The organism is Paraburkholderia hayleyella (assembly GCF_009455685.1).
GTDB lineage: Bacteria > Pseudomonadota > Gammaproteobacteria > Burkholderiales > Burkholderiaceae > Paraburkholderia > Paraburkholderia hayleyella.
On sequence record NZ_QPES01000001.1, the window covers coordinates 765652 to 781902 of the forward strand.

Sequence of the window (16251 nt, forward strand, 5' to 3'; positions counted from 1 at the left end):
CAGAGGAGGAGGCGCGCGCCAGACGGGTCATGCCGGGCGCGCGAACAGCGGCTGACAGCGGGGCGCTTGCGTTCGTTCAGGTTGGTACGTGCTGGGCGCGGCGCTCGTGCTCGCCCGCGTTTGGATCGCGGCGCACCAGCAGCATGTGGATCTGGCGCGCATCGCCGCGCTGGACTTCGAAGATCAGGTTTTCGAGCCGGACTTTCTCGCCGCGATGCGGCACATGGCCAAAGTGATGCGTGACCAGGCCGCCAATCGTATCGACTTCGTCGTCGGAGAACTGCGTGCCGAACGCCTCATTGAACTGCTCGATGCCGGTCAGCGCGCGTACCCGGTAGCGGCCATCCGGCGAGCCGATGATGTTGCCGCTTTCCTCGTCGAAATCGTATTCGTCTTCGATATCACCGACGATTTGCTCCAGCACGTCCTCGATCGTAATCAGGCCGGCCACGCCGCCGTATTCATCCACGACGATGGCGATATGGTTGTGATTGACGCGAAAATCGTGCAGCAGCACATTCAGGCGCTTCGATTCAGGAATAAACACCGCGGGGCGCAACATGCCGCGCACGTCGAATTCTTCTTCGGCGTAATAGCGCAGCAGATCTTTGGCAAGCAGTACGCCAATCACGTTGTCGCGGTTGCCTTCGTACACCGGATAGCGCGAATGCGCTTTTTCCAGCACGTAAGGAATAAAGGTGTCGGGCGCGTCGGCGATGTTGATCGCATCCATCTGCGCGCGGGGAATCATGATGTCGCGGGCGCATAGCTCGCAGATCTGGAACACGCCTTCGATCATTGAGAGCGAATCGGCGTCGATCAGGTTGCGCTCGTGCGCATCCTGGAGAATTTCAAGCAGCTCGGCACGGGAATCGGGCTCGGGCGAGATGAAATCGGTCAGCCGTTCAAGCAGGGAGCGTTTTTCAGGGAGAGGGTCGGTTGGGCGTCGACTGGGATACGTGTCGTTCATGGTGGTGCGCCAGGCGAGGCGGGGCGCGTGATTGCAGAGCGACAAGGATACACCAGGCTTGCCAGGGGGCTATTGGCCGTTTGGCTAACGGGCAAGCCATGGCCGCCCACGACCTGTGTCTGCTGTGGGCGGATTAATCCTGATTAACTGGATACTTTGTGACAGGGTATTTGTAGTTCGATGATTGACTTGCGGCACATGAGCAATAATCCGAGATATTCATTCGTGGGGTTCAGGTGTTTTTCATCGGGGAAGGTGCCCGGTTTGGGCTTCGCCGTTGTTGATGCTGGAGCGCGCAGCATCTGTTTTTTTATCCTGATGGCACATGCTGTTTTTAATTGGATTAAATAAAATATTTCCGCGCCGTTTAATGACATATTAATTTCTGATTTTCAGTTAATTGATACGCCTTCCGTAACGGGATTCGCCAAAAGTTCCAGGCAGCGGCTGGGGCGCTGAGCGTGCGTTCAGCAGGCGCTCAGGCAAAACTTCCGCTTCACTTCAAGCGCCCGGGCTGCACCGTGCCAGCAGCGCTTCGAGCGCGTGGTCCGGCATGCCGCTGGCGCGCAGCGCCTGCACCGTGTGGCTGACGTAATCCAGCGTCGTGCCATAACGGCCACTTGCGCGGCGCAATACCCTCTTCACCACCTCATCCGGCAGTTTGCCGGTATAGGCCGGAATATCGCGCCGTATCACGAATGCCAGCGCGTTGACCCGGCGCCCGTCCGCGAGCGTGCAGCGCAGCCACGTTGGGCGGTACGACCCCATCGGCATTTCGCGCTGCCAGAGCGTGGCGAGATGTGCGGCGAGCCCTGCGGCAGCCAGCCGGAATGCGATGCCGGTGCAGGCGCCGCCGCGATCGAGCGCCAGCACGAGGCCGGGTTGCTCCGGCGTGCCGCGATTCACCCGTGACCATAAATACAGCCCGCGATGGTAGCCGTGCACCCGGCCGCGTGTCGCTTCGACAACGGCTAGCCCGGGGTTCCAGATCAGCGAGCCATAGCCGAACAGCCAGAGGTCTTGCGTTGCGTCATGGTGCTGCAGGGTGCGGGCGAGCGAGGCGTCGAGTTCTTCCGCCGTGAGTAACCGCGCTTCGCCCAGTTGTGGCGGATAGCTGGCGGTACGGGATGGCGGCGGAGACGGGTTCACGACGCGGCGGTTCAAACGTGAGAGAGGAGGGAGAGGACAACGTGCTGGAAAAAAAGCGCAGGCATCGGCGCCTCACGCATAAGGATCAGGAAAGCCAAGCGTGGCGAGGATGTCGCGCTCAAGTGCTTCCATTTCTTCGGCTTCGGTATCGTCTTCGTGATCGTAGCCTTGCGCGTGCAGCGTGCCATGCACCAGTAGATGCACGTAGTGCGCGACCAGCGGCCGGCCCAGCCCGATGGCTTCCCGCTCCACCACCGGGCAGCACAGGATCAGATCGCCGGAGATGGGCGCATCGTCGGCCTCGCTGGCCTCATCACCTTCTGCGTAGGCGAAGGTCAACACATTGGTGGCGTAGTCCTTGCCGCGCCAGGTGCGGTTCAGCATGCGGCCTTCGTCGGCATCGACGAGCCGCACGGTGAGTTCGGCATCCACCTGCAGGGCAGCCTGGATCCAGCGCGCAACGCTGGCGCGTGGCAACGCTGTTTTGTGGCTGGGCCACGCTTTTGCGGCGGGAAACTGGAGGTTGAGCGTCAGCTTGGGAGGGCGGCTCATCGGACGAAAAGAGGTAAGGGAGATGAGGGAAATGAGAGAGAGGCGGTATATCAGGGGGCGGCGCCGCGGCGTGCCGGAGCGTGTTCATGGATACCTCCATGAACACGTCTAGCGCGCATCGGTGACACTGTCCTTCTGGGCCTGCGCGTCATAGGCTTCGACGATGCGCGCGACCAGCGGATGGCGCACCACATCGGCACTGGTAAAGCGCGTGAGGGCGATGCCACGCACGTCCGCCAGCACTTTTTGCGCTTCGATCAGGCCGCTCTTGTGGCCGCGCGGCAAATCGACCTGGGTCGTATCGCCGGTCACCACCGCCTTCGAGCCAAAGCCAATCCGCGTCAGGAACATCTTCATCTGTTCGGGCGTGGTGTTTTGCGCCTCGTCGAGAATGATGAACGCGTGATTCAGCGTGCGGCCGCGCATGTAGGCGAGCGGGGCGATTTCGATCATCTGGCGCTCGAACATCTTCGCGGTTTTGTCAAAACCCAGCAGGTCATAGAGCGCGTCATAGAGCGGGCGCAAATACGGATCGACCTTTTGCGCCAGATCGCCGGGCAAAAAGCCGAGCCGCTCGCCCGCTTCGACGGCGGGGCGGGTTAGCACGATGCGCTTGACCTGATCGCGTTCCAGCGCATCCACCGCGCAGGCCACGGCCAGATAAGTCTTGCCCGTGCCCGCCGGGCCGACGCCGAAGGTCACGTCGTGCGCGATGATCTGCTTCAGATAGTCGCGCTGTGCGGGCGTGCGTCCGCGCAGGTCGGCGCGGCGCGTGTACAGCTTGGGGCCCAGCGCTTCGGCGTTGTCGCTGTCGTCGAGCGCGGGTTCGTCGAACGGGTGCTCGGGGTTGCCGCGAAACCGCACGTCAGAGGCGTCGGGCGTCTCGCCCGTGCCGCTCGCGCGGTGGGCCAGATGCCGCGCTTCGACCAGCGCCAGCTGGATATCGTCAACCGAGAGCGGATCGCCGGCCGCGCGGCGATAGAAATTTTCGAGCGCGGCGAGCGCGATCTTCGCGCCACGGCCACGAATCGAAATGCGATGGCCGCGCCGCGTCAGCGTGACGTCGAGGGCCTGTTCGATTTGCCGCAGATTTTCGTCGAGCGGGCCACACAGGTTGGCGAGCTGCGCGTTGTTATCGTGCGGAGCGGTGAATTCCAGATGGGGCTGAGCGGGCTTCAAGGCGGGGAGGGATCCTGTCAGTGTGTCAGTGAACGAAGGGTGTGTGCGCGGTGGCGTGCACGGCGGTGAGGGTGTCGTCTGATGCCAGTATCAGTTCGCCGCGCAGCGAGTGCGGATAGGCCTGAACGATCTTCACGTCGATCATCTGGCCGGTGAGCCGCGCATGCGCGGCCAGCGGCGCGGGGAAATTGACCACGCGGTTGTTTTCGGTGCGTCCTGCCAGTTCGGCAGGATCCTTGCGCGATGGCCCTTCCACCAGAATCCGCTCGACGTTGCCCAGCATCGACTGGCTGATGCGCACGACGTTTTCTTCGATGGTGGCTTGCAGGTGTTGCAGGCGCTTGAGCTTGACCTCGCGCGGCGTGTCGTCGGGCAGATTGGCCGCCGGGGTGCCGGGACGCGGGCTGTAGATGAACGAGAAGCTCGTGTCGTAGTTCATCTCGTGAATCAGCGCCATGGTTTTGTCGAAATCTTCAGCGGTCTCGCCGGGGAAGCCCACGATCATGTCCGTGGAGAGCGAGAGGTTCGGGCGAATCGCCCGCAGACGGCGAATCACGGATTTGTATTCGAGCACCGTGTAGCCGCGTTTCATCGCCATCAGGATGCGGTCGGAGCCATGCTGCACCGGCAGGTGCAGGTGGCTGACCAGCTTGGGCACTTTGGCGTAGGTGTCGATCAGGCGTTGCGTGAATTCTTTCGGATGCGAGGTGACGTAGCGGATGCGCTCGATGCCGGGCATCTCCGCGACATATTCGATCAGCGTGGAGAAATCGGCAAACTCGTTTGAGCCGAGGGTGAGCGGGCCGCGATAGGCATTGACGTTTTGCCCGAGCAGCGTGACTTCGCGCACACCCTGGTCGGCGAGGCCGGCGATTTCGGTCAGCACGTCGTCGAGCGGGCGGGAGACTTCCTCGCCGCGCGTGTAAGGCACGACGCAGTAGCTGCAGTATTTGCTGCAGCCTTCCATGATCGAGACAAAGGCGCTGGGGCCTTCGATACGCGCAGGCGGTAGATGATCGAATTTCTCGATCTCGGGAAACGAGATATCGACTTGCGGCAGGCCGCTGGCGCGACGCGCGTCGATCATTTGCGGCAGGCGGTGCAGCGTTTGCGGGCCAAACACGAGATCGACGTAAGGTGCCCGCGCTACGATCGCCGCGCCTTCCTGGCTGGCAACGCAGCCCCCGACGCCAATCAGCAGGTTCGGGTTGGCCGCTTTCAGTTCGCGCACCCGGCCCAGGTCGGAAAAGACCTTTTCCTGAGCTTTCTCGCGCACCGAGCAGGTATTGAAAAGAATGACATCCGCGTCATCGGGGGTGTCGGTCTTGATAAGGCCTTCGGCTGCGCCTAGTACGTCGACCATTTTGTCGGAGTCGTACTCATTCATCTGGCAGCCAAAGGTTTTTACATAAACTTTTTTGGGGGGCATCGGGGTCGCCGTTCGCAGTGGTTGACCTGGGGGCGTGGTGCAACAGGTGATCAACAGGTGAAGGGGGTGAATATCGGCTACTAGTAACTAGTAACCAGTTTTTGCCTGAATTTTGCCAGGATGGCCCGCGTTACAGCAGCGGCTGGACCCTGAACCTGGTTCGAATTCAAGCCTCGCATTATAGCCGTTGCCTGTGCGGGATTGCGCCTTGGGCACCTGACGGCGGCGCGGCTGCAAACGGCGGCGGAAAGGGAGCCATGCCGTGAGGTGATGCCAACCCGTGATGCCAACCCGGCGGGATATAGCACAACACCGTGAACACAACACCGTGGCGCAGGCTGGCTGCCAGAGGCCGGGGCAGGGCATTCAAGGCGATTCAGGTGCGGCGTTCCGGATTTGGGGCGTGCCTGTTGAGGAGGCACCGCGCTGCGCGATCAACCTGGCTACGGTATGCTCTGGCGGCCGGCGCTGTCCGGTAATCAGTACGTCTTCAGGGCGGGGTGAAATTCCCCACCGGCGGTATGCAGGCAACGCTTCGCGTCAGCCCGCGAGCCCGCGAGCACCGCAGTCACGTCGTCCGCTATTGGGCGGCGCCGGTTGCGGGTTAGCAGATCTGGTGCGATGCCAGAGCCGACGGTCACAGTCCGGATGAAAGAAGATGTGCAGAGGTCGTTACCGTTACCGCTGCTTGCCCCGTGCCCGGCCCTGCCGTCGTGGCATGGGTGTGAGCGGGAACGGCTGGCCTGTCTGCAATGCCCTGAAACGTTTTTCGCCACACTTTTGCGATGAGCGTTTCATTTATGTCTATTCGAACTTCCCAGACGTTTCAAACTTCTGCTGCGACGGTATTGGCGGCGGCCCCTGTGCGCGCTGACGACGCCTTTGCGGACCTTCCCCTGCTGGCAACCGAACCGGTTCCGCCGCGCATTGCCGCCGCGCTTGAGGCGTTGCGCGCCGGACGTGCCGTGGTGCTGCAAGACGATCACGACCGCGAGAACGAGGCGGACCTGATTGTTGCCGCCGAGCGCCTGAGCGAGGCGACGATGGCGCTGTTGATCCGCGAGTGCAGCGGCATCGTGTGCCTGTGCCTGCCGGACGCGCATCTGCGCGCGCTCGAATTGCCGCCGATGGTGGTGCACAACGAAAGCCGCCACGGCACGGCATTCACGGTTTCGATCGAAGCGCGTGAGGGCGTGACGACAGGGGTTTCGGCGGCTGACCGGGTGACGACGATTCGCGCGGCGATTGCTGAGAATGCGCGCCCCGCTGATATTGTCCGGCCCGGCCACGTGTTTCCACTACGCGCGGTTCCAGGGGGGGTGCTGGCGCGGCGCGGTCACACCGAAGGCACCGTGGATCTGGCGATCCTGGCAGGGCTTAAGCCTGCGGGTGTGCTGTGTGAGCTGATGAACGCCGATGGCACGATGACGCGTGGCGCGCAGGTTGAACGGTTCGCGCAGCAGCATCAGTTGCCGATGCTGACAATTGCCGAGCTGGTTGAGTTTCGCCAGACGCTGGCGGCGGCGCGCCTGGGACGGGTTGAGGATGTTGCGACCGTTACGGAAGCGGCAGAGGAGGCGGGCGTGGTTTAAGCGCGAGGTCCGGGAGGACGTGGTGGGTCTTTTTCTTTTTTTCTTTTTTTCCCCCGTCTTCCCGGATTCATATTTTTCCTGAATTGAGCTTTTTTGCCTCCGCCCCAACAGCAGGCCCCAACAGCAGGCCCCAACAGCAGGCCCCAACAGCAGGCCCCAACAGCAGGCCCCAACAGCAGGCCCCAACAGCAGGCCCCAACAGCAGGCCCCAACAGCAGGCCCCAACAGGCGGGTTCCCCACCCCGTGCTACGACTGCACGTTGCCGAACTCTCCGCGCATGCCTGCGGCTACTAGCGCGGGCAGTGCCTCCATGCGCTCGATGATCCGCGTGATACCCAACTGGCGCAGCGTGTCGGCGTAGCCCGGCGGAATATGGCTTGCGCCAATGAATGCGATGGTCTGCATGCCTGCGGCGCGAGCCGCATTCAACCCGACGACGCTGTCTTCGAGCACGAGGCAGCGCACGGGGTCAACGCCCAGTTGCTGTGCGGCGAACAGATATACATCGGGATCAGGTTTGGGCCGGGCAACCTGCTCGGCGCTGAAAATCCGCTCCGCGAAAATCTCGCTGAGACCCGCGCATTGCACCGACGCGCGCACACGTGCCATCTGGCTATTCGACACAACCGCGGCGGGCAGGGGGATTTGCAGGAGCGCTTCGCGCACGCCATGAATCGGGCTGAGCGAGACAGCCAGCGCCTCGGCTACACGTTGTTCGATGGTGTCGAGCAGATTGGTGGGCAAGGTGAGATTGAAGCGGGTGGCGATTCCGGCGAGAAAGCTTGAGGTTTGCTGGCCGAAAGCTGTTTTGACGGCGGGGCCGAAATCGTGGCCGGGAAATAACGTGGTGAGCGTATCGAGCAAAACATGGTCAGCGATGATTTCGCTATCGACCAGCACACCGTCACAGTCGCAAATCAGATGGTCGAACATGGGGGAGGGAAGAGCCAAAAAGAGAAAGAGAAGGTTGAGTGGCCGATGCCATGTGCCATGGCAGGGGCCAAAGGCAGGGCGCTAAAGACAAGAACCCAATGAGCCAAAGCCAGGGAGCTTCGTACTCAGTGCTGATCCGCCCACGCGATGGCTGCACGAATCGCGCGCCGCCAGCCCGCCAGGCAGGCTTGAATTTCATCGGGTGGCCGTGCGGGGGTGAACCGCTGTTGCAGCTTCCACTGATTTTGCAATGCATCAATGTCGGGCCAGTAACCGGTTGCTAGCCCTGCCAGGTAGGCCGCGCCAAGTGCCGTGGTTTCGCTGATGTGTGGCCGGACCGTATCGACGCCTAGAAGGTCGGCTTGAAACTGCATCAGCAGGTTGTTCGCGCAGGCACCGCCATCGACGCGTAGCTCGCCGATGCGCATGCCTGCATCGGCTTCCATCGCTTGCAAAACGTCGAACGACTGATAGGCGATTGAATCGAGCGCTGCCCGCGCGATATGCGCGGAAGTGGTGCCGCGTGTGGCGCCGAAGAGCGTGCCGCGCGCGTGAGCATTCCAGTGCGGCGCGCCTAGCCCCGCAAAAGCGGGCACCAGATAAACGCCGTCGCTGTGTGGCACGCTGCGCGCGAGGGCTTCGATTTCGCTGGCATGGCGGATCAGGCCCAAGCCGTCACGCAGCCATTGCACGACGGCGCCGCCGATGAAGATGCTGCCTTCCAGCGCGTAATGCGTAACGGAGGTTGCGGGCGTTGCGCCTCCCAGTTGCCATGCGATCGTGGTGATCAGGTTATTGCGTGACTCGATGGGCTGGCAGCCGGTGTTCATCATCAGAAAGCAACCTGTGCCGTAAGTATTTTTCACCATGCCCGCACGCGTGCACATCTGGCCAAAAAGCGCTGCGTGCTGATCTCCGGCGATACCCGCGAGCGGGATTTTCGAGGCGAACACCGTGGTTTGAGTGGACCCGTAGATTTCTGAAGAAGAGCGCACTTCGGGCAGCATGCTGCGTGGAATGTCGAAGAGTGCCAGCAGCTCATCGTCCCATTGCAGCGTGTGGATGTTGAATAGCATCGTGCGCGAGGCGTTGGTGACGTCGGTGACGTGCAACCTATGTTGCGTGAAATTCCAGACCAGCCAGCTATCAACCGTGCCGAATGCAAGTTTGCCCTGGCGCGCTAGTTCGCGTGCGCCTTCGACGTGATCGAGGATCCAGCGGATTTTCGTCGCGGAGAAGTACGCGTCGATGGGCAGGCCGGTTTTGCTTCGTACCATGGGCTCGACGCCTTGCGCTTTGAGTTCGTCACAAAAATGCGCCGTGCGACGGTCTTGCCAGACGATGGCGTTGTAGAGCGGCTGACCGGTTGTGCGATCCCAGACGAGGGTGGTTTCACGCTGGTTCGTGATGCCGATGGCGGCGATGGCCGTGCCGTTGAGCCCGGCATGCGTGACCGCTTCGGCGGCTACGCCTGCCTGGGTCGACCAGATATCTTGAGGATCATGTTCGACCCAGCCAGGACGCGGGTAGATTTGCCTGAACTCCTTTTGCGCATGTGACACCACGTTGCCATGGGTGTCGAACAGCATGGCGCGTGAGCTGGTTGTTCCCTGGTCAAGCGCGAGAATGTACTGCTCCTGCATGGTGGTGTCTTCCGTGTGCGATGAGTGGGGGCTGGCGTGGTTGGCACGATACGCGAATGCCGCGGCGAGGTTGGGTGCCAGGTGCTGGGCCAAGGTTTAGAGCTTTAGAGCATCTGGTGCCTGGTGTCCGAGGCTCGAACCGGCTGCGAGATTTAGGGTTAGGCCTTGAACTCAAGGCTCTCCGCCAGTGTACGGGGCGGGTTTCTGTGGCGTGGTTCGCGTGGTTTGGGCGAACCACGCATCAATGGCGCGGCTCAAGGGTTCGAGTGTTCCGGCGGCGAGGGCGTGCAAGCCAAGCTTGGAGCGCCGCCACAGGACGTCTTGCGCACAGCAGGCCCATTCGGTATCGCGCAAGTAACGCAATTCGGCCTCGTACAGGCCTGGTGCGAAAGCCTGCCCAAGACCCTCGATCGATTCAGCCTGGCCAATCACCTGGACTGCGCGTGTGCCGTAAGCGTGCGCATAACGGCGTGTGAGGCTTAAGGGTAGCCAGGCGAACTGCTGCTGAAAATGCGTGGCGAAGCGCTCGAAGCCGGTTGGCGCGATGTCTCCACCGGGCAGCGGTGCATGCGCGGTCCAGGCGGGTAGTGGACGTTGTAACGTGTGGCAGAGCTGGTCGAGTGCTTCTTCAGCGAGCTTGCGAAAAGTGGTGATTTTCCCGCCGAAGACAGAGAGCAATGGGGCCGCACCAGGGAGGGCATCGAGTTCGAGTTGATAGTCGCGTGTGAGCGCTGATGGCTCGCCGGCCATTTCGTCTCCGAGCAGCGGGCGCACACCCGCGTAGCTCCAGCACACCTCGGCGGGGGTCAGCGGTACTTTGAAATAACGATTGATTGACTCGCACAGGTAACGGGTTTCTTCTGCGGTGATGCTGACCTGAGCGGGGTCTCCGTGATATTCGAGATCGGTGGTGCCGATGAGCGTGTAGTCGTGTTCATAGGGAATGGCAAAGACAATCCGTTTATCAGGGTTCTGGAAGATGTAGGCGTGGTCGTGCCTGAAAAGACGTGGCGTGACGATATGGCTACCCTTGACCAGCCGAACGCTGTGTTGCGTGTCACGTCCCAGCGCCTGGTGTGAGAGCGCGCTGACCCACGGGCCTGCCGCGTTGACCATGGCGCTGGCATGCACATCGAACGCTTCGCCATCGGTTCGCTTTAGCCGGGCGTGCCAGGTGCCGTTGCTGCGCGTTGCGCTGACAAGCTGGGTGCGAGTGAGAAGGGTGGCACCGCGTTCGTGAGCATCGAGCGCGTTGAGCACGACGAGGCGCGCGTCATCGACCCAGCCATCAGAATAGACAAAGCCCCGCTTGAATACATTGCTGAGCGGTGCGCCAGCAGGATGCTGACGTAAATCAATGCCGCGTGAGCCGGGTAACAGCTCGCGCCGTGCCAGATGATCGTATAAAAACAGCCCTGCGCGGATCAGCCAGGCCGGGCGTAGCAGAGGCATGTGCGGCATGACAAAGCGAAGCGGCCGAATGATGTGAGGTGCCGCTCGCAAAAGCGTTTCGCGCTCTTGTAACGCTTTGCGCACCAGTTTGAATTCGCCGTACTCCAGATAGCGCAAACCGCCATGAATGAGCTTGGTGCTGGCCGATGAGGTGTGCGCGGCCAGATCATGCTGCTCGCAGAGCAGCACCGATAGCCCACGGCCTGCGGCATCGCGGGCGATGCCCACACCATTGATGCCGCCGCCCACGACGAGCAAATCGTACTGCCTGCCTGATTCCACTGGAATGCCCCTTTGAAGCGAACGCGAACAGGAAAACTGTTCGTGTCCGGACTTTAAGGAGCAGGTCCGGAAAAGTAAAGTTAGCCAGTTAGCCTATGCCGTCTGACAGATGGCGCAATTTGAAGTGACACACGATACTGTGCGTCATTCATCACATCGAGGTGAGTTATGCGTGGAATACAGGGTTTTTTGCTGGGTGGTACAGCGGTGCTGCTTGTGGGTTGCGTGAGCACGCCGGAGTTAAGGGGGACATGGGGCGCCCCCTCGGTCGGGGCGCTACAGCAAGGTTGTGCGAATGTGGCTAGCGTTGATTACGGGATTGATGAGCAATCGGTGTACAGCCTTTTGTTCGATGCGTATGTCGCACGTCGGCGTGGCCGGGTGTCACAAGACGATTACTGTGCGTTCCAGGCGTCGATCGCGCAGTATTACACGGCCATGAAGGCTAGCGGCAGTGCTCAGGCGCGCAATGATTGGGCTGCTTATCTTTTGGCGCAACGGGTGAAGGCGTTGAGCTGGCGCGCATCAGTGGATCCCACGTTGCGCGGTGGCTAGCGGGTTTGCCGTGGTGGCCAGACCAAGCTCACAGCACCAACAGAAAATGCGCGGTGCGGGCTGGGCCTGGCCTTGTGCTCTCAGGTTATTCCGGCGTGGTTTCGCCGGATGGCGCTCGTTTCAAATTGCAGGTTCAGCAGGCTCGAATGGGCGTTGCGGGGGTTAAGCGAAACGCCATGGCAGGCTGGACGTTACGAAAATCGTTTGATCGCTTTGAGGGCTGAATTTCCTATATCGGTCACGCTCCATTGCTGTTGGCCAGAGGCGAGGTTTTCAAGCTGCACAAGTTGTCGTTCGAGCAAGGCATCCAGTTCGGTTCGCTCCATATCGACCTGACCTGGAGCATCTTTCACAAGTAACAACGTGGCGAATTCATGCGGACTCAGCATCGTTTTTCTCCATGACACGCGTGTTCGGGCTACCCGGCGGGCGGTAGGCAAAACGACAGCCATGGCCCTTAAGGTGAAGCGGGAAGCCAGGCGGTTGACCGCCGACGCCAGCACAACGGGGCAAGCACGATAGGGCGTCGGGGAACTGGAGTGTAGTCAAGTGTTAGCCGAACACCAAACCGTAGCCGAAAATTTTCTATTTGACTTTGCAGCATGCTGGCGGCGGGTTGCATGAGCGGAAAATTCCTTGAGTTCACATGAACCTGGGTGTGCACTGCAACATGAATGGCTTATGTAAAACAACGGAAAAACAGTGTGGGGGAAACACGGAAAGGAATACCTGTGTGAATCAGGTGACGACGTTAATCTTGCTGCGCATGCCCGCTCGCATTTCGCCCATGCTAGCCATGGCCAAATTAACCTTGAACCGACGGATGCAAGCAATGAATGACGAGCTTACCCACGATGCCTTTATCCCAACGGTGCACGATGCTGCCGCACATTGAGGTACCACTGCGTGAGCAAAACTCGCTCACGGCCGGTTTCATGGCCGCGGCAGATGGCCGCAAGGCATGAGCGAAATGCTTGACTGGAGCCGTTCATCTAAGCCGGATGGGTAGCGCAGGCACTGGAACTACCGTAAGCCCGGTATAGTCTGTGTCTTTTAAAGCTGAAAGCGCCCGTTTGCTGAACACCAGCTAAGATGAAAAAATCGCGGGTTAACCAAATTTCAAATGAGCTTTTTTGAGGCGGCAAGGAATCGAACCGAAACATCGAGGGTTTTGGTATGCGCCGAGCATCAATTGAGTTCCGGGAGCGCGACATCATGCAAACAGAGCCGTTACATATCATGCCGTGGCGAATTGAGGATATCGATCTGAACCGCATCGATCGCCAGCGTGCTGCCGCTAATGAAAATCTTCTTCTGTTGCTGTGTGCAGCGTCATTTATTGAAAGTGGATCGGATCTTTACACCAGTAACCTGAGCGTTTTCTTCGATGGCGATCCCGAAATTTCGACTTGGCTGAACACCGAATGGGAACCGGAGGAACTTCAGCATGGCCGCGCGCTGAAAGCCTATATCGGCCATGTATGGCCGGAGTTCGACTGGGATGACGCGTTCGAACAGTTTTTCGCTGAATATTCGAAAACCTGCTCTTTCGAAGATTTTGAAAAAACCCGGGCGCTTGAGCTTGCTGCGCGCTGCGTCGTCGAAACCGGGACCGCAACACTGTACCGGGCCATCCGCGAGTCGTCCGATGAGCCCGTGTTGCGTGAGATTACCGATAACATTCGCACGGACGAGGTGCGTCATTACAAGCACTTTCTCAAGTACTTCCGCCAGTACAACAAGATCGAAGGCAATAGTCGGCTTGCGGTGCTCGGTGCGCTGCTGCGCCGGGTGAGGGAGATTCGCAATGAGGATTCCGAAATTGCGTTGCGTCACGTGCTGGCGGCGCGCTACCCTGGGCATGCGCACGATCCGGCTTATCAACGCGGGCGGGCGGCGCAGGTGAATGCTGTGGTGCGCCGGTACATGTCCGCTGATATGTGCGTGAAGATGCTGCTCAAACCGCTTGATCTGCCTGCAAAAATTCAGCCGGGTATCCGTTACCCGCTGACGAAGTTCACCCAGCATGTCCTGTTCCGCTGATTTCTCTAACGCTGTTCGTTCCGCTCCCAGCCAATGGCGCATTGGCTTGGCCGTTAACGTTGTCATTACCGTTGCCGTTGCCGTTGCCATTGCCGTTGCTGCTGGACGTGTCTGATGAGGCATTCCACGATGCGGCCAGACCTTGAGCTGCAACGCTTCGAGAGTTGGCCACCGGGTTTGTGCGCGCTGTTTGATGGCACATCGTTGGTGGCTAAAGCAGGTTTTACCGCCTCGCTGGTGCAGAGCGCTTCATCCGGTGAACTACGCACGGCGCTACTCGGCATTGGCGAGCTATACGCGCCCGATAGCCGTACATTGTGCGTGGCGCTATGGCCGCAGTCGCGCTCGGCGGAGACGTTGCGCTGCAATGGCCGGGCGGCACTGACCTATGTTTTCGAGGGCGCGTTTTATCAGGTTCAACTCCGGTTTGCTGTGCTGCCTGATGTGCCTGTCGACCTTGCCACGGCCACTGCTTCCATCGTTACCCCTGACCTTGTCACAGCGAAGCCACAGCAAATAGCCACGTTCACCGGCGTGATCGAGACTGGTGAAGCCCAGCGTGTGCGCTATGCGCATCTGACGGGCGGAATGGGCTTTGAACTGGACACCGGTGAGCGGGATCGGGTGCTCGCTCGCTGGGCATGGCAAATCGGGCAACTGAAACGGCGGTTTGCCGCAGTACAGCGGTAAGGGTGGATGCCGTTGCACGCGCGGTAGGCGCAGCAGCTTTTTCCGGATCGAGACAAAAAAAGAACCCGGTGGCTATAGCGCGCCATTTCCGGGTTCAGTGCTGAAGCCTTGAAGTATCTGACGTATTGACAGCGTTAACGTTAAGTACGTTAAACGTACTTAACGTCCGCGATTGCCACCGCCGCGTCCGGGTGTCCGGCCACCGCCACCCAGCAATGCCCCCGGGCCTTTAGTGGGCGTTGCGCGCGGCGCACCGCTGCCTGTGCCACGATCATGCGTCGCCGGGCCGGGTTTGCCGTGATGGCGTGTCGTTTCGTGCCGCGGGTTGTCCCTGCGGACCTGTGCGGGCGCATTAACTGGCTTGGACGTTTGGGGGGCCGCCGCCGGACTGGTTTGAGCCGCCTGCGGTTTTTGGCCGCCCGAGCGTTGCCCTGAACGCTGTCCCGAACGTGGCGCCGCCGCGCCCCCCGAGCCTTGGCGCGGCCGCCCACTGCCACCACCGCCGCCTTGGCTGCGTCGCAAAATCGGTTCGGGCTTGGCATCTGGATCGGGTTCGAAACCCGCGATGACCTCTTGTGGCACCGGGCGCTTGATAAGCCGCTCGATATCCTTGAGTAATTGCAACTCATCGACACACACCAGCGAGACGGCTTCGCCCGTCGCGCCTGCACGGCCGGTGCGCCCGATCCGGTGCACATAGTCTTCCGGCACATTAGGCAGGTCATAGTTGACGACGTGCGGCAACTGGTCGATGTCGATACCGCGTGCAGCGATGTCCGTTGCTACCAGCACCTGCAGCGTGCCGTCCTTGAACTCGGCGAGCGCGCGGGTGCGTGCCGACTGGCTCTTGTTGCCGTGAATCGCCAGGGCGCTGATGCCATCTTTCTCCAGTTGTTCGGCCAGACGGTTCGCGCCGTGCTTGGTTCGTGTGAACACGAGCACCTGAAACCATTTGTGCTGCCGGATCAGATGCGTCAGGAGCTCGCGTTTGCGATCGCGGTCAACGGGATGGATTTTTTGCGCGATGGTTTCGGCGGTGGTATTGCGGCGCGCGACTTCGATCAGTGCGGGCGAATCGAGCAGGTTATCCGCCAGCGTTTTGATTTCGTCGGAGAACGTCGCGGAAAACAGCAGGTTCTGGCGTTTGGGCGGCAGTTTGGCTAGTACGCGTTTGATGTCGTGAATGAAACCCATGTCGAGCATGCGGTCGGCTTCGTCGAGCACCAGAATTTCGAGTTGCGACAGATCAATCGTTTTTTGCTGCATGTGATCGAGCAGTCGTCCGGGTGTTGCCACGACGATATCGACGCCCCGGCGCAGCGCGTCGATTTGCGGGTTGATACCGACACCACCGAACATCACGGTGGATTTGAGTTTCAGATACTTGCCGTACAGGCGCACACTTTCTTCGACCTGTGCGGCAAGCTCGCGCGTCGGTGTGAGAATCAGTGCCCGCACGGGACGCTTGCCCGTGGCATGGGCAGGAGCGGGCAGAGTGGTTAGACGTTGCAGGATCGGCAGCGTGAAGCCCGCGGTTTTGCCGGTGCCGGTTTGCGCACCTGCCAGCAGGTCGCCGCCGTTGAGCACAGCCGGAATAGCCTGCATCTGGATGGGCGTGGGAACGGTATAGCCGAGTTCGTGGACAGCGCGGACAAGGGGTTCGGACAAGCCGAGAGAATCAAAAGACATAAACACTCTTTGCAATGCAGGTAGGGTGACCGGTACAGCGCATTGTTGCGAGGCATGCTTTGGGGCTCGCTTCAAGGCCAACTCCGAGGCTA

The 16251-nt window shown here is 60.6% G+C and carries 15 protein-coding genes and 1 riboswitch; of the genes, 5 read left to right on the plus strand and 10 right to left on the minus strand.

The window, feature by feature from the left end; genetic code table 11:
• Positions 1-76: 76 nt before the first annotated feature.
• The 5 genes from GH657_RS03535 to miaB all read right to left on the minus strand — a co-directional run bounded on the left by GH657_RS03535 (position 77) and on the right by miaB (position 5279).
• Complete coding sequence (locus GH657_RS03535) at positions 77-970, minus strand: CorC family transporter (protein WP_153099427.1); 894 nt, start codon at positions 968-970, stop codon at positions 77-79.
• A 501-nt stretch (positions 971-1471) separates the two neighbouring features.
• Entirely contained in the window at positions 1472-2119 is a 648-nt protein-coding gene (locus GH657_RS03540; protein ID WP_153099430.1) for a gamma-glutamylcyclotransferase, read from the minus strand.
• 72 nt (positions 2120-2191) lie between these two features.
• Positions 2192-2671 carry an rRNA maturation RNase YbeY gene (ybeY, locus tag GH657_RS03545; protein WP_153099431.1) on the minus strand — a complete coding sequence of 160 codons (480 nt, stop codon included), beginning with the start codon at positions 2669-2671 and terminating at the stop codon, positions 2192-2194.
• A gap of 108 nt (positions 2672-2779) precedes the next feature.
• The gene (locus GH657_RS03550; RefSeq protein ID WP_153099433.1) at positions 2780-3850 is read right to left on the minus strand and encodes a PhoH family protein; all 1071 of its coding nucleotides are present in this window, start codon (positions 3848-3850) and stop codon (positions 2780-2782) included.
• A gap of 25 nt (positions 3851-3875) precedes the next feature.
• Positions 3876-5279, minus strand: a complete 1404-nt coding sequence (gene miaB, locus GH657_RS03555; RefSeq protein WP_153099436.1) for a tRNA (N6-isopentenyl adenosine(37)-C2)-methylthiotransferase MiaB — start codon at positions 5277-5279, stop codon at positions 3876-3878.
• A 482-nt stretch (positions 5280-5761) separates the two neighbouring features.
• Positions 5762-5943, plus strand: a riboswitch (FMN riboswitch).
• A 136-nt stretch (positions 5944-6079) separates the two neighbouring features.
• Here miaB and ribB point away from each other — a divergent pair.
• Positions 6080-6871, plus strand: a complete 792-nt coding sequence (gene ribB / locus GH657_RS03560; RefSeq protein WP_153099447.1) for a 3,4-dihydroxy-2-butanone-4-phosphate synthase — start codon at positions 6080-6082, stop codon at positions 6869-6871.
• Positions 6872-7118: 247 nt separating this feature from the next.
• Here ribB and GH657_RS03565 read toward each other — a convergent pair whose 3' ends face one another.
• From GH657_RS03565 to glpD, 3 genes are all read right to left on the minus strand, one after another.
• The gene (locus GH657_RS03565) at positions 7119-7805 is read right to left on the minus strand and encodes an HAD family hydrolase (RefSeq protein WP_153099448.1); all 687 of its coding nucleotides are present in this window, start codon (positions 7803-7805) and stop codon (positions 7119-7121) included.
• A gap of 125 nt (positions 7806-7930) precedes the next feature.
• The gene (gene glpK / locus GH657_RS03570; protein WP_153101618.1) at positions 7931-9448 is read right to left on the minus strand and encodes a glycerol kinase GlpK; all 1518 of its coding nucleotides are present in this window, start codon (positions 9446-9448) and stop codon (positions 7931-7933) included.
• Positions 9449-9619: 171 nt separating this feature from the next.
• Positions 9620-11182, minus strand: a complete 1563-nt coding sequence (glpD, locus tag GH657_RS03575) for a glycerol-3-phosphate dehydrogenase (protein ID WP_153099449.1) — start codon at positions 11180-11182, stop codon at positions 9620-9622.
• Between the two features lie 168 nt (positions 11183-11350).
• On the opposite strand from glpD, the gene GH657_RS03580 reads away from it, so the two are divergent.
• A complete protein-coding gene (locus tag GH657_RS03580; RefSeq protein WP_174769859.1) occupies positions 11351-11737 on the plus strand; it encodes a hypothetical protein in 387 nt (128 codons plus the stop codon).
• 191 nt (positions 11738-11928) lie between these two features.
• Here the strand turns inward: GH657_RS03580 and GH657_RS03585 are convergent, their stop codons facing one another.
• Positions 11929-12126: a hypothetical protein gene (locus GH657_RS03585; protein ID WP_153099450.1), complete on the minus strand. Its 198-nt coding sequence runs from the start codon at positions 12124-12126 to the stop codon at positions 11929-11931.
• Between the two features lie 344 nt (positions 12127-12470).
• Here GH657_RS03585 and GH657_RS03590 point away from each other — a divergent pair, with 344 nt between their 5' ends.
• From GH657_RS03590 to GH657_RS03600, 3 genes are all read left to right on the plus strand, one after another.
• The gene (locus GH657_RS03590; protein ID WP_153099451.1) at positions 12471-12632 is read left to right on the plus strand and encodes a hypothetical protein; all 162 of its coding nucleotides are present in this window, start codon (positions 12471-12473) and stop codon (positions 12630-12632) included.
• A 320-nt stretch (positions 12633-12952) separates the two neighbouring features.
• Positions 12953-13780 (plus strand): ferritin-like domain-containing protein, encoded by an 828-nt coding sequence (locus tag GH657_RS03595; RefSeq protein ID WP_153101620.1) that lies wholly within the window; start codon positions 12953-12955, stop codon positions 13778-13780.
• A 129-nt stretch (positions 13781-13909) separates the two neighbouring features.
• Entirely contained in the window at positions 13910-14470 is a 561-nt protein-coding gene (locus tag GH657_RS03600; RefSeq protein ID WP_246173987.1) for a hypothetical protein, read from the plus strand.
• Positions 14471-14629: 159 nt separating this feature from the next.
• Here GH657_RS03600 and GH657_RS03605 read toward each other — a convergent pair whose 3' ends face one another.
• On the minus strand, positions 14630-16159 hold the full coding sequence (locus GH657_RS03605) for a DEAD/DEAH box helicase (RefSeq protein ID WP_246173989.1): 1530 nt from the start codon (positions 16157-16159) through the stop codon (positions 14630-14632).
• Between the last annotated feature and the right edge of the window lie 92 nt (positions 16160-16251).

What these genes read in the sequence shown, in the direction of transcription:
- GH657_RS03535 (WP_153099427.1), bottom strand. Translation starts at nt 970, where the DNA reads ATGAACGACACGTATCCCAGTCGACGCCCAACCGACCCTCTCCCTGAA.
- ybeY (WP_153099431.1), bottom strand. Translation starts at nt 2,671, where the DNA reads ATGAGCCGCCCTCCCAAGCTGACGCTCAACCTCCAGTTTCCCGCCGCA.
- miaB (WP_153099436.1), bottom strand. Translation starts at nt 5,279, where the DNA reads ATGCCCCCCAAAAAAGTTTATGTAAAAACCTTTGGCTGCCAGATGAAT.
- ribB (WP_153099447.1), top strand. Translation starts at nt 6,080, where the DNA reads ATGTCTATTCGAACTTCCCAGACGTTTCAAACTTCTGCTGCGACGGTA.
- GH657_RS03565 (WP_153099448.1), bottom strand. Translation starts at nt 7,805, where the DNA reads ATGTTCGACCATCTGATTTGCGACTGTGACGGTGTGCTGGTCGATAGC.
- glpK (WP_153101618.1), bottom strand. Translation starts at nt 9,448, where the DNA reads ATGCAGGAGCAGTACATTCTCGCGCTTGACCAGGGAACAACCAGCTCA.
- GH657_RS03580 (WP_174769859.1), top strand. Translation starts at nt 11,351, where the DNA reads ATGCGTGGAATACAGGGTTTTTTGCTGGGTGGTACAGCGGTGCTGCTT.
- GH657_RS03585 (WP_153099450.1), bottom strand. Translation starts at nt 12,126, where the DNA reads ATGCTGAGTCCGCATGAATTCGCCACGTTGTTACTTGTGAAAGATGCT.
- GH657_RS03595 (WP_153101620.1), top strand. Translation starts at nt 12,953, where the DNA reads ATGCAAACAGAGCCGTTACATATCATGCCGTGGCGAATTGAGGATATC.
- GH657_RS03600 (WP_246173987.1), top strand. Translation starts at nt 13,910, where the DNA reads ATGCGGCCAGACCTTGAGCTGCAACGCTTCGAGAGTTGGCCACCGGGT.
- GH657_RS03605 (WP_246173989.1), bottom strand. Translation starts at nt 16,159, where the DNA reads ATGTCTTTTGATTCTCTCGGCTTGTCCGAACCCCTTGTCCGCGCTGTC.